Origin of the sequence: Spiroplasma endosymbiont of Seladonia tumulorum, from assembly GCF_964020235.1 — a bacterium.
Classification (GTDB): domain Bacteria; phylum Bacillota_I; class Bacilli_A; order Mycoplasmatales; family Mycoplasmataceae; genus Spiroplasma.
The window spans coordinates 1,257,975-1,271,549 of the sequence record NZ_OZ026545.1 but is presented as its reverse complement, the minus strand read 5'-3'; the positions used below and the strand labels follow the sequence as shown (position 1 = coordinate 1,271,549).

15 protein-coding genes are annotated in these 13,575 nt (G+C 24.4%); 11 read left to right on the top strand and 4 right to left on the bottom strand.

Translation table 4 applies throughout. The features are described from left to right. Positions 1 to 161 precede the first annotated feature (161 nt). The 6 genes from AACL22_RS08125 to AACL22_RS08100 are packed head-to-tail and all read left to right on the top strand — an operon-like array spanning position 162 to position 6,889. Positions 162 to 560, top strand: a complete 399-nt coding sequence (locus AACL22_RS08125) for a hypothetical protein (protein WP_338991185.1) — start codon at positions 162 to 164, stop codon at positions 558 to 560. Further along, entirely contained in the window at positions 553 to 2,013 is a 1,461-nt protein-coding gene (locus AACL22_RS08120; RefSeq protein ID WP_338991182.1) for a PBSX family phage terminase large subunit, read from the top strand. Before AACL22_RS08125 ends, AACL22_RS08120 begins: the two co-directional genes overlap by 8 nt. Then, positions 2,013 to 2,291: a hypothetical protein gene (locus AACL22_RS08115; protein ID WP_338991181.1), complete on the top strand. Its 279-nt coding sequence runs from the start codon at positions 2,013 to 2,015 to the stop codon at positions 2,289 to 2,291. Before AACL22_RS08120 ends, AACL22_RS08115 begins: the two co-directional genes overlap by 1 nt. After that, a complete protein-coding gene (locus tag AACL22_RS08110; protein ID WP_338991178.1) occupies positions 2,284 to 3,321 on the top strand; it encodes a hypothetical protein in 1,038 nt (345 codons plus the stop codon). The genes AACL22_RS08115 and AACL22_RS08110 overlap by 8 nt, the downstream gene beginning before the upstream one ends. Positions 3,322 to 3,337: 16 nt before the next feature. Then, entirely contained in the window at positions 3,338 to 3,676 is a 339-nt protein-coding gene (locus AACL22_RS08105) for a hypothetical protein (RefSeq protein WP_338991175.1), read from the top strand. Between the two features lie 3 nt (positions 3,677 to 3,679). Beyond that, positions 3,680 to 6,889 (top strand): hypothetical protein, encoded by a 3,210-nt coding sequence (locus AACL22_RS08100; protein WP_338991173.1) that lies wholly within the window; start codon positions 3,680 to 3,682, stop codon positions 6,887 to 6,889. Between the two features lie 34 nt (positions 6,890 to 6,923). Here the strand turns inward: AACL22_RS08100 and AACL22_RS08095 are convergent, their stop codons facing one another. The 4 genes from AACL22_RS08095 to AACL22_RS08080 form a co-directional block, all read right to left on the bottom strand. Beyond that, positions 6,924 to 7,754: a DDE-type integrase/transposase/recombinase gene (locus AACL22_RS08095; protein ID WP_338991170.1), complete on the bottom strand. Its 831-nt coding sequence runs from the start codon at positions 7,752 to 7,754 to the stop codon at positions 6,924 to 6,926. After that, positions 7,745 to 8,008, bottom strand: a complete 264-nt coding sequence (locus tag AACL22_RS08090) for a hypothetical protein (RefSeq protein ID WP_338991167.1) — start codon at positions 8,006 to 8,008, stop codon at positions 7,745 to 7,747. The genes AACL22_RS08095 and AACL22_RS08090 overlap by 10 nt, the downstream gene beginning before the upstream one ends. Before the next feature lie 86 nt (positions 8,009 to 8,094). Further along, the gene (locus AACL22_RS08085) at positions 8,095 to 8,586 is read right to left on the bottom strand and encodes a lipoprotein (RefSeq protein WP_338991164.1); all 492 of its coding nucleotides are present in this window, start codon (positions 8,584 to 8,586) and stop codon (positions 8,095 to 8,097) included. A 12-nt stretch (positions 8,587 to 8,598) separates the two neighbouring features. Then, positions 8,599 to 9,507, bottom strand: coding sequence for a hypothetical protein (locus tag AACL22_RS08080; protein ID WP_338991161.1), 909 nt, complete (start codon positions 9,505 to 9,507; stop codon positions 8,599 to 8,601). Between the two features lie 412 nt (positions 9,508 to 9,919). Between AACL22_RS08080 and AACL22_RS08075 the strand changes: the two genes are divergently transcribed. From AACL22_RS08075 to AACL22_RS08055, 5 genes are read left to right on the top strand one after another with little or no spacing between them, the layout of a single operon-like run. Then, complete coding sequence (locus AACL22_RS08075; RefSeq protein ID WP_338988774.1) at positions 9,920 to 10,183, top strand: hypothetical protein; 264 nt, start codon at positions 9,920 to 9,922, stop codon at positions 10,181 to 10,183. Next, positions 10,150 to 11,064: an IS3 family transposase gene (locus tag AACL22_RS08070; protein ID WP_338993044.1), complete on the top strand. Its 915-nt coding sequence runs from the start codon at positions 10,150 to 10,152 to the stop codon at positions 11,062 to 11,064. The genes AACL22_RS08075 and AACL22_RS08070 overlap by 34 nt, the downstream gene beginning before the upstream one ends. A gap of 24 nt (positions 11,065 to 11,088) precedes the next feature. After that, the gene (locus tag AACL22_RS08065; protein ID WP_338991158.1) at positions 11,089 to 11,550 is read left to right on the top strand and encodes a hypothetical protein; all 462 of its coding nucleotides are present in this window, start codon (positions 11,089 to 11,091) and stop codon (positions 11,548 to 11,550) included. A 17-nt stretch (positions 11,551 to 11,567) separates the two neighbouring features. Beyond that, complete coding sequence (locus AACL22_RS08060; protein ID WP_338988719.1) at positions 11,568 to 12,668, top strand: hypothetical protein; 1,101 nt, start codon at positions 11,568 to 11,570, stop codon at positions 12,666 to 12,668. A 6-nt stretch (positions 12,669 to 12,674) separates the two neighbouring features. Then, positions 12,675 to 13,568 (top strand): hypothetical protein, encoded by an 894-nt coding sequence (locus tag AACL22_RS08055; protein ID WP_338991059.1) that lies wholly within the window; start codon positions 12,675 to 12,677, stop codon positions 13,566 to 13,568. Positions 13,569 to 13,575 lie beyond the last annotated feature (7 nt).

The window sequence follows — 13,575 nt, the reverse complement described above, 5'->3', positions numbered from 1 at the left end:
ATTTAATTGTTAATTATTAGCAAATTAATTTAACTGAAAAAAGTAAAGTAATTTACTTTTTTTATTTTGATGTAAAATATAGATAATAAAAAAAGAACCGTGTCAAGTTCTTCTGTACATGTTTTTCTCTACTTATATTTAACCATATAAAGGAGTAAAAAATGAAAGAATTTAATCCAAAAACAGCAAGTTTACGAACATTCTATCGTAAAATAGATGAATTTTGGCAAAATAAATCACCTAATAAACCATATACTTTGAACGATTTAACCAATGAATTCAATCTTTCTCGCAAGTGAAGATATGATACTTATGCGAGCGAGAAGATAGTTCCTTTACTTGAAAAACAAGTTGATAAAATTGAAAGTGAAATAATTAATTTTATGATGAAATCACCAAATGGTGCTAAATTATATTGACAACGAGCATTTAATTATAAATATTCAATACAAGAAAAACAGTTAGAACAAGAATTAAACTTAAATAATCAACAACCAATAATAGTTAATTTACAAACGGATATTAGAGATATTAAAAAAGAAAGTGATAATAATGCTTAATCATTTTACTTATTTGTTAGAAACTTCTTATTGGTTATTACAAAATAGTAGTATTGGTAATAAATATCCCTTTGCTAAAAAGTTTGAGTTAGTGAATGAAATTAATCAAATTGGAACACGATATAGTGGTAAGACTATTTCAAATATAAAAATGTTTGGTGAATTATTAAAAATTAGTTTATTAATTAAAGAACCAATTTGTATTATTGCTAGTATGTATTGGAGTAAAGATTTAAAAGATAGTGTATTTCAAAATATATGAAATATGTTAGATGAAAATAATATACCTTATACTATTAATTTATCAAATTTTACTTTTACTTTATCAAATGGTAGCAAAATATATTGTAAAGGTTTACATTCACCAAGTCGGAAAGAAAAATTAAAAGCTTTTGCTGATTTGAATAAATATAAATTAGTAATTGACTGAAGAGAAGAATGTGACCAATTTCAACAAAAAGATTTAAGTGATTTAGAATTTGCTATTCGTGGTTATCAAAATAAAATAACAATTAATACATGTAATCCTGAAAGTTTAAAAAGATATATTGTTGGTTATTGTAATGAATTAATGCCTTTTGATGAAGAAATAATGCGTAGTAAATATGAGCAAATTAAGTATATTGAAAAATGAAATATGAAAATTATTATTCATTATTCTAGTTGAAGATTAAATTATGAATTACCACAAGATAAAGTTAATGAACAATTAAGATTAGAACAGTTAGATATTGAAAGAGCAAGAGTATGGAGTTGAGGTTTACCAGGCAATACTAGTGGGTCAATATTTGCAAGATATATTGATATTATGCATGCAACAGATATTATTCAACCAACTAAATTATTAGGTGGAGTTGATTTAGCAAACTCTACTAGTCCTAAGGGACATACAACAGCAGCGAGTTTTTGAATATATAATTCATTTGATAAAAAAGCATATAAAGTAGCAGAATATACACACTCAAATGCTACACAACAATTTAAAGGACCATTAGAACAAGTAAAAGATATTTTAGAGTTTTACAACAATCAATTAAATCAATATTTTAATTTAATACAGCAAGGTATATCAATCAATGTTGATGATAGTGCTTATGCAACATTAGAAAGTTTAAACCGAGAAAAATATAATTATTCTTTTGGTCAATATATGCATTTTAAACCAGCACAAAAGCAGAAATTTAAAATAAAGCATCGTATTGAAGCATTCACAATGTTAATAAATACTAATCAATTAAAATGATTATGAGAAAAATGTCCTGTAAGTAAAACTCAATATGAATTAATTCAATGAGAAGATAAACCAGATGCCAGAGAAGAACGAATGTTGGACTTATACGATGATACATTTGATAGTGATTTTTATGCTTTACACTTTGAATTAGTACCAATGGTTAAACATAATAGTTCAGCAGATTATAAATTATGACAACAAAGGGAGTGATTAACTTAATGAAAAAAGATATTTATGTAATACATGATGAGCGTGTAATAAATGCAAAAAGACCTTATATGTCTGTTTGTGGACAAGTTAAAAAAAGACTTTGTCAAGAATTAAAAAAAGATAATATTGCAATATGTAAATTAAATTTATATAACGAATATATTAAAAGATATCAAAAAGTTAAAGTATGTGTTCAAGTTTTATCAAATGAACCAAATTTATTAACTGTAAATATAATTAATTATGCACTTATTTTAAAATTAAAGGAGCAAAATAACAATGAATAATACTTTCCCTAGTTTACCAAACTTAAATGATATTAATAGTGTTTTAAAATTTTATAATTATGATTGAACTATTAATTTAGCAAATATTATCGCTCGTCATCAAATGCGATTAATAAATGGTAAAGATATTTTATTTAGGTCGCATCGTAAAGATATTTTAGAAAAATTAAATTGATGATATGAAACTTATAAAATAAAAGAAAAATTAGATAAAAATGAATTAACAGCAAGTTTAATGGGTAAAACTATCTTTGGTTTATTAGAAACTAGTGATGGAAATATTGATTTATGAATTAACCCTTTTAACTTTACATCACGCGTAAGTAAAATAAACGAAATTGAACAAGGTGCCGATATTTGATTAAATTATCATCAATCAGATAGTGGTTTTATTTTAAATTTAATTTGTACCAAAGATAAAATAGTTATTAAAGGTTGACCTAAAAATAATGAAGTAGTTGTTGGGCAAAGTAAAACACAAATTAAAGATGATGTTAAACCTGTTTTAGTACAAGAATTTAAAAATAAATTAGGTATAGTACCTTTTTGAGAAATGATAAATGAACCTAATCCTTTATTTTTATCAACATCAACTACATTAAACCCATGACCTACAATGGCAAATTGTTATAAATTACAATTTGATTTAGAAGATAGTTTTAATATTAAATCAAAAGAAAGATATGCAAATCATACACATTGATATGGAATACTAAGTGATGATTTAATGACTGCTTATAACAAAGGTAATAAAAAAGTACTGCAAGATGTATTCGATGATATTTTTGTTCAATCAAGTTCATCAACAGTAGATGGTCAATTATCTCAATCTTTACAAGTAGTACAAGGGACACCAACCTTAGAAACATATACACAAGACCAAAAAGCAATTATTGAACAAGTATATATAGCATGTAATTTTTCTAGTCCTTTTGGTGATGCCTCAGATAGTGAAGAAAATAAAACCCAATCATTAATAAAAAAAAACAAAAGACTTAGAAAAACAAGCATATTTACAAGCATATCGTAAACAATATTATACTAAGATGTTTGATACTGTTTTAAAATATTATGGTTTATGAGATGGTGTTGGTGAACGACCTTATGGTTTTGATTTTGTTAGTGCTAGTTTAGTTGACCAAATGCGACAAAATGAATTAATTACTGCTAGATTAGATAATGGCACAATGGAACCAATAAGAGCAATTACTGAATATGATAATATTGATGAATTAGAAGCAACCAAATATTTTGAAAAAATAGAAAAATGACAAGATAAAATGCAAGCCAAAGAAATAGACCATAATAATAAATTAATGGAATATGATGAAACTGGTAATAATCAAAATGCCTTACAAGGTAGAACAGAAATTAAGGAGAATTAAAAAATGAGTAGAATTAACCCAGGGGTTATGGAAGAATTAAGAAGACAAGCCCATGATACTTTAATAGATATTAGAGAAAATATAAGAGATAATAGACATTGAATGGTATTTCCTTTTAATGTTTATAGTTCATATATACCTGATACTGAAACTGGTTGAAAACCTAATAATGCAAAACCTAGTGATTATGGTAGCTATTCACGAATATTTGATAACATGGAAAGTACTATTGCACAATGACAAGGTAGTTTAAAAATAGTTCAAAAATATAAAGGTGAAGAAATTAATATTTTAACAATTGATGATTTTAATAAACAACCAATTAACTCAACTATATGAGCCAATAATGAAACACCTTTTGCGATAAAATTAAAAGATGAAAATAATAATGTTTATTGAAAATTAATTGATGGTGAAAACATTTATGATATTAATAGAATGTTAGAATACTTAAAACAATATAAATTAAGTTATTTTATTAATAATGATAATAAAGCCGATAATTTTTATACAAAAGAAGTTAAAGTTGGTAAATATTGAGATGCTTATATGATTGATGATAGAAGTTCAATTCAATTTGGTGATGCTAAATTTGAACAAGTATTTACTCAGCAATCAACAGAAAGACAATATACTTTATTAATTTTAGATGAAGATGCTGAAAAATTAAATATTAATGATTATTATAATTTTTATACTGTATTTAATGACCGTGGTTTAAATATTGGTGGTGGTGATATTAATTCTGCTCCCCAAGATAGACAATGATTATATCCATCAAATGTGATTAATTATTATTCACCATATGATGGTAGTTTTTTATGACAAGAAATTACCTTTTCAAGTATTAATGACAAAATTAGTAATAGTGGTTTATCAGTACGACAATTTATTCAAACAAGTGCCCCAGGTGAAGGCTATTGTTTTCCTAAAATAACTTATGATGAAAAACTAAATAAAGGTATTGTTGAATTAGATGAAATTTTATTAAAAGACCCAGGTGTTAGAGCAATGGCAGTTAAATTTTATGGTAATCCTATCTTTTTTGATATGCCTGTTATTGGGCGACCAATTATTAAAGGTGAATTTAATAAAAAAGTAATGAATTCAAGAGATTTATTAATGTATAACATGTTTCCTGCACCACCTGATAAAATAAATACTTATGCTTCACCCGAAGTAAGTTGATATAACATTCAAGGAATACAACCAACTATTATTACTGGATATAAAGATTGAAAAGAACATATTCAATCAATGTCTGATTTTTGAATTGAAAAAAATAATGAGGGTATGATAATAACAGATAAAGCAAGTTCAACAGCAACTAATCCAACTGTTGGAACAACTATTAAGGAAGAAAATTCAAATTCTAAGCCTTATTGGTCTAAAAATTGAATGATTACTCCACCAGATAAAGTAAAAGTAAATAGTGGAACTATTAATAACATTATTAGTACCCAAGCATCATCATATTTTAGAAGAAAAGATGAATTTGGTAATACTGTTGGTCAAGTTCAAATTGAATATAATAAAATGGGTGCATGTAATGTTTGAGATATCTTAAATATGAATAATTTTATTAATCGTCAAATTACAGTATTACCTTTAAACTATACGCAAAAATTAGTATTTAATCCTTTTACGATACCTGCTATTGGAAAGTTTTTAAACTTTGTTTCGTTTGGTATTCCTTGGGACTGAATTGGTAATTTAACAATTACACAAGATGATAAATGACCTAATTTTCCATGACTTAATGGTTTTATGAGTGCTAATGTTTATAGTTTTTATAATGATGCCTTTTGAGGTGATAAGGCTGCTGGTAAAGGTTATTTACCATTTGAAATATTTAGAGAACAAGGAAATGATAAAATTGGTGCTATGATTGGTGCTAATGCTACTAGTTTTAGTTTTACTACTTTATTAACTGATAAAATACAAGGCAATGTTTTTGAAAAAGATGGTAAACCAACAGAACGAATAATTTATTCAACTTATAATTTAAAACAATTAAATCCTAAAACTAATCGCATATATTTAATTAATGAATTAGTAAGAGCAGTTGATGCTCAAACACCAGTTAGTGATAGTGAAAAAGATAATGATTGCGAATTCTTACAAACACCAGATGGTACAAATTGTAGTTATATAATTGATATGTTTTCAATTCAAGCCTTATATAAAGGTAATTTTGAAATTATCTTTTATGCTGATAACCCATATACTAATAATGAAGAAGATTATTTACGCTTATCTGTATGGAGTTTCAGAGGTAAAACAAAAAGTGTTTTAAATAATTATTTACGAGATATGACAACGAATTATAAAACTAGTTTCTTATTACCCCATGACTATGAAATACCAACATTTAATTACCCACAATATGTATTACCACCAGTACCATATAACTATAAACCTTATACAAAAGATATTATGCCTTCTGGTGTAGTACTACCATTAATAACTAAAATTATTGCACCTGCACAATGTAAACAAGATTCATTTAATAATTTATTTTCTGATGAATTTTATGATGTTTATTATGAAATAGAAATTGATTTAAAACAAATTGACCCAACAATTCAAAGTATCAGTAAATTTCAAGATGCATATAAAACGATTGAAATAAGTAATTTAGGTAATTTACAAGTTGAATGTGGACAACCCGATATAGAGAATTTTATTCCTGATAGAAATATTAATATTTTAGGTGGTATAGGTATTTGTAGTGATGATTTGGGGTCATTATCCAATATAACTTTACAAGAAAGTGGCCGTTCACAAATTGATAAAGTTAATTTTGATAATACAATAACTTTATATACTGATAATATAACTAATGAAATTCAAACATTTATTACTGCGTATACTAATGGTTTACCAAGTGGAAATTATCAAAATATATATTCAACAAACAAGCCTTTGGGAGAAAATATATTCTTTAATTTTTTACTTCAAATAACAAAATTATCTAATACTGATAAGGATGAAATTAAAAAAACAAAACTACAAGCATATTATACTAATGATTTAAAATTAAAAATTAGAATATCAAAAACCATACTTGCCAAATTAGCAGGTACTTCAAAAACCTATTGAGATTATTGGGGTAATAATAAAAATATAACAATAGATGTTTCTAATCCAAATGTTTTGGGAATTAAAAATAAAAGTGATAATCCAGTTAAAATTACAATAAAACCAAGATAAAAATAAAAGAGATTTAATATAGAGTGCACCCATTTTAGTAAGTACTAATAAAAAAAGTATTTACTATTTTTTTAATTATATCTTTTTCTTTACGATTTGAATATCATGTATTTCATTTTATAACATCTTGTATATATTCTTCATGTGAATTATATATTTTACAGTGGTAATTTTTTCCCATTGAAATTGTAATACCGTTAGATAAACATTTATCGTGATAAATAGTAGATGTATATTGATATCCGTGATCTGAGTGAATTATTATTCCATTCAGATCTTTTTTTATTAATTTTATTTTATTAATTGCATCATTTAAATTATCCATTACTAATTTATTGTCATTATATTTAGATCACTTTACATCAACTATTTCTTTAGTATATCCATCAATAATTGTTGATTGATAATATCTTTCTCCTTTTCAAATTAAATATGTTACATCAGTATATAGTACTGAAAACCTTGTTTTTATATCATTGAATTTACGATTAATTAAATCAGGATATTGCAATAAGCTTTTTTCTTTATTCTGTTTATATTTCATTTTTCTTCTCATTTTTCTTACATATTCAGGTTGTATTTGATTATCACGCATAATTCTTAAAACTTTTTTTGAATTATATTTTATACCATAATCTTCCTTTAAATATTTAGTAATTCTTCGATAACCAAATTGTTTTAAATTTTCTTCATAGACTTTTACAATATCATTTATTGCTTTTTTATCTTTTTTGCTACTTTCATAATTTTTATATTTATCTCAATAACTACGTTTTAACCCTGTTACTTCTAGTAATAATTTTATTGAATATTCACAAAAATTTTGTTTAATAAAAAAGACAATTCTTAGTTTGCTTAATTGCAAAAGTCATGGAGCTTTTTTAATAATTCATACCTTGTTTTATAATATTCTAATTTTCTTTTGCCAAAAGAAATTTTAGGTCCTTTAGGATTGTTTAATTTTCCTTTTTTATGATTTGCTCATCAAGATTCTACTGTATTTGCATTTATATTATATTGTTTTGCTACTATTCAACAACTTTTTTGTTTAATTTCCTCAATGATTTTTGTTCTAAATTCTGATGTATATTTGTTATATTTTTGTCCTTTTTTTGCCATATAAAAATGCACCCCCTATAAAAATTTAGCAAAATCTTTTTTTATTTTACTTACTTTTTGGGGTGCACTCTAAAAAATCTCTTTTTCTATTCTCCGTTAACTTTTACATTACCATCATTATCAATTATTAAGTCGGGTAATTTTTGTTCTTCACCATTTCAACGATAGATTGATTTAAAGTAAGTTTCATCGTCTTTATTTCAACTACTATATTCTTTATTTGCAATTGTATGTAAATCATTACTTACTCTGTGTAATTCTGCATTACTATATGATTTATCTATTAAACTATTGGTTCTGTCTAAACCAACATCTTTATATTTTTTTAATGTTCATTTATCTAATTTTAGGCCTTTTCATATAATAAAATAATATTTATTATTGCCAATTTCTTTAAATGGTTTTTCTTTGGGCACTATTCATTCTAAAATACCATCTTTTGTAGTTATTTTATTCTTTTCTTTTTCTTTTGCTAATTCTTCGGGTGTATATTCTTGTTGTGTATTACAAGCAACTAAACTTGTGGTACTTGTTCCTACTAATGATATTGTACTAATGATACTTAATAATTTTTTCATATTTTAATTCCACTATACTATAGCTGCTATTAATTCTGGTTCTGCCATTTCTCAAATTGATGAAAAAATACTAATAGCTTTTTCACAAAATAATTGAAAAACATCTTCATGTATTAATACGCTACCGTTTTCTATTTGATTAAATAAAATATTAAAAATTTGTTCCCCTGTCATTGAAATTTCTGTAGTTTGATCTATAATAAATTCAGCTTCACTGTCTCTTCATGGATCTCTAACATAATAAGTATCTTCAAGTATATTTTCTTTATTTGGTTTGATTCCAACAATTAATGCAGCATGAGGGTTGCTATTATATGCTTCTTCTTCTTCATCATATTCTTCATCAAATAAACCACCAAATATAACAGGAGTTTGTCTAGAAAGAGATTCCCATATTAAATGTCTTATCCACATTCTTTTTTCTATATCATTTAATCTATTTCAAAATAATTGTTTTAAATCAATTTTATTTAAATTAAATCCCAAACTTTTCTCAATTATCGGGTTTATTTTTAACATTTCAATTACATTTGATAATGAAATACCATCATTTTCATTTTTTTGAAAAAAACTTGCAATTTCTTCTTGTTCCGTTTCTTTAAGATCTTTATTATTAAGAATATTATTATCAAATATATTTTTTAAAATTGCCATAACACACCATGAATCAGTTATTTGAAATTGCATTGGTTTTTTCATGCTAGTTTTTCTTAAATCAATTAACACATCTTCTAATATTGGATATGTTATTTCTTGTCTTTTAACTCTATTTAAATTTTTTAAATTATTTGTTTGTAAATAACTAATTTCATTATTTTCTAATTTAGTTTCTTCTTTTTGATAAGGACTAGCGGCAATTGTTGTTGGTACAGCAGTTCCACTAATTGTTAATACACTTAATAAACTAAGTAATTTTTTCATACTTGTTTTTCTCCTTTTTTTATCTTGAAACCTTTTATCAAGATTTACCAGTATTATATATATATATATATATATATACAAGCAAAATTAGCGCTTATTTTAATAAATTTATCTTTTAAAATACTCTTAATTACGCGTTTTAAGGGCTAAATTAGCAGTAAAATATATTAAGTTATATTTTCTTCTTCTCTATATTAATAGTTGTATTATTAAAATAATAGTGTAAAATAATATTAATGGTTTATCCTTTTAACAAAAAAGTAATTTACGGTTTATGCTTTCCGCCTTAAAAAGACTTATGCTGACTTGTTATTCGAACAAGAATAAAAAAAGAGAGGTTTAGAGTGCACCCCAAAAAGTAAGTAAAATAAAAAAAGATTTTGCTAAATTTTTATAGGGGGTGCATTTTTATATGGCAAAAAAAGGACAAAAATATAACAAATATACATCAGAATTTAGAACAAAAATCATTGAGGAAATTAAACAAAAAAGTTGTTGAATAGTAGCAAAACAATATAATATAAATGCAAATACAGTAGAATCTTGATGAGCAAATCATAAAAAAGGAAAATTAAACAATCCTAAAGGACCTAAAATTTCTTTTGCCAAAAGAAATTTAGAATATTATAAAACAAGGTATGAATTATTAAAAAAGCTCCATGACTTTTACAATTAAGCAAACTAAGAATTGTCTCTTTTATTAAACAAAATTTTTGTGAATATTCAATAAAATTATTACTAGAAGTAACAGGGTTAAAACGTAGTTATTGAGATAAATATAAAAATTATGACAGTAGCAAAAAAGATAAAAAAGCAATAAATGATATTGTAAAAGTCTATGAAGAAAATTTAAAACAATTTGGTTATCGAAGAATTACTAAATATTTAAAGGAAGATTATGGTATAAAATATAATTCAAAAAAAGTTTTAAGAATTATGCGTGATAATCAAATACAACCTGAATATGTAAGAAAAATGAGAAGAAAAATGAAATATAAACAGAATAAAGAAAAAAGCTTATTGCAATATCCTGATTTAATTAATTGTAAATTCAATGATATAAAAACAAGGTTTTCAGTACTATATACTGATGTAACATATTTAATTTGAAAAGGAGAAAGATATTATCAATCAACAATTATTGATGGATATACTAAAGAAATAGTTGATGTAAAGTGATCTAAATATAATGACAATAAATTAGTAATGGATAATTTAAATGATGCAATTAATAAAATAAAATTAATAAAAAAAGATCTGAATGGAATAATAATTCACTCAGATCACGGATATCAATATACATCCACTATTTATCACGATAAATGTTTATCTAACGGTATTACAATTTCAATGGGAAAAAATTACCACTGTGTAGATAATATTGTTATAGAAAGTTTTCATTCATTACTTAAGAAAGCTACAATCCATAATAAAATATATAATTCACATGAAGAATATATACAAGATGTTATAAAATGAAATACATGATATTCAAATCGTAAAGAAAAAGATATAATTAAAAAAATAGTAAATACTTTTTTTATTAGTACTTACTAAAATGGGTGCACTCTAGTTTATAAAATGGCACTTACAAAAGAACAATTAATCGAACAAGGTTTAAGTGAAGAAATTGTAGATAATATTTTAAATGAATTTCATAATGAAACAAAACAAATTATTGAAGGTATACAAAAACGAAAAGATACTATTTCAAAAGAAGATTATTTAAAAGTTGCTAATGAATTAGATGAATTAAAAGCATTTAAAGATGTTCCATCTACTAAAATTGAAGATATTAAAACTAATTTAGAAAAAGTTAGTGGTAGTTCTTTATCTGAAAAAATGCAAACTTTAAAAGAATTAAAACCTGATTTGTTTGTACAAGAACAACCAGCAGTTTCACCAACTAATTTTATTAAAGATATGATTGAAAAGTCTACTGAAAATAAGAATGATGAAATTGAAACTATTAAAGAAAAAGGAGCATATACTCCTGATGAAATTAAAAAAATAACTGATTATACACTTAAAAACCTTAGATAATAAGGGAGTGAAATATTATGGCAACAATTAATTTGCCACAAGTACCTTTTATATTACAAGGTAATACAACAGACCAAAAAGCGTATGTTGATATGGTTAATGCTTTATTGCGTGGACCTTTATATAATGAATATGCAAGTATTATGCAGTATGCTACTGCAACCGCAGAACAAGTTGCTTGATTACCAAATGCTGGTCAAGCACTATATAATTTAACTCATCGTGTGGTATGACAAGATGATTATTCATTACCAAATGGTGGGACAACTCAAACAATGGGATTAACAAGAATTCCAGTTCCTATTGATAAAAGATTTAATTTAAAATTAATGAATGAAGCTTTTGACTTAGCATTAATAGAACAAAATATTAAAAATGGCGTTATTGCTGATGCTATTTCTAGTGTTGTACAGAATAAATTTGTTAATTTAGAATGTGAATTAATTCAGGCTATTTATGATTATTGTTTAGCAGATGGTCAATATGAAGTAATTCCATTTCGTAGTTATACAGCTGAAAATGCTGATGATGCAAATAGAGCATTCTTTACATTAAATGAAACTTTGATTGAATTAACAAATCAAATTAGTAATTTATATTTTGGTTTGCCAACTGATAAAATGTTTATGGTTTTAGGTCGTAGGGCGTATTTAGGATTAACACCTGCTTATTTAAAAGTAATTGGTTCACAAGCTCAATTAAAAGCAATGGTTAATGGTGAATTATATGAAAATACTGCAATGGGTATTCCTGTATCAAAAAGTTTTCATTTAGAAAAAACATATACAAAAGGACAAGTTAACCGTGATAAAGGTTATAATTTTACTAATGTAAATGGTTTATTTTTAAATAAACAAGTATGAGCATATCCAATTAATATGGATACTATTCAACAAGTTTTAGATAATGATACTGCTAACCCTAAATGAATTGGTAAAGTTCAATATGCAACACCAACTATTTTATATCCAAAAACATGTAAAATTATTTTGGAAAAACAACCAAGCCAAGATGAAATTACTGCCGCTAAAAGTAATCTAAATAAAACTTTTAGAGTTCCAGTTGATTATCTAATTTCAGCAACAAAACCAGAATCAAAACCAAATAATCAAGGTTAATATAAAATGAATTTACTAATATTACGCGTTTTAACTTTATTAGTATCTAATTTAGAAAATAAACCTTTAATAAGTAAATTTGTAAATTTAATTAATAGAGTTAATCAAGTTAAAAATAAAATATTAAAGCCAATTAATTATATTAGTGATAAATATAATAAAATTACAAATAAAGTTGAAGATATTTATCAGTGATTAAATCCATTTACTTATTTAGATTTAATTAAAAAAGGTCATAAAAAAGAAATACAACAAATATTAAGTCAATTAGAAAAAGATAATAATATTAAAAATAGAGAACAATTTAAAAATGAAAATTATTTAAATACTAATTGACAACCTTTAAATAGTAGTTGGCTTGATAGTGGTATGTTTAATATTACAAATAAGTTAACTTTAACAGGTAATTTAACTATTTTAATATATACAAAAACAGCAAAACATCCGAAATTTTATGGTCCATATGTTTATCCTAGTGTTCCAGTTGAAATTTGAAAATTATTAAGTAATGCTGTATCTAATGCAGGAACTTTATTTTGGCGTTATTGATTAAGAAAATGATTACCTAGTCATTTAAGAAATTATATTAAAAAACGATTACCACAAGCATTAAAAGAAAAATATCCCAAAGGAACTACTAAATTAACATTACCAACAGTTCAAAAATTACAACAAATTAAAAAGTTTATTAATAATTTTAAAATTGGACATTTTAATTTTAATTTTGCTGGTGAAATTAATAATAAAAAATGATATTGTGAACGCCGAAGTGATGTTAAAAATATTAAGAATTTATATAAAACACCAGTTAAAAATATGTTTTACAAAACTAATCAAACTATTAAAACAATTAAGAAAACAAAAACAAGAGTTAATAGTTATAAGCCAAGTAATTTTTAAAAAAAAT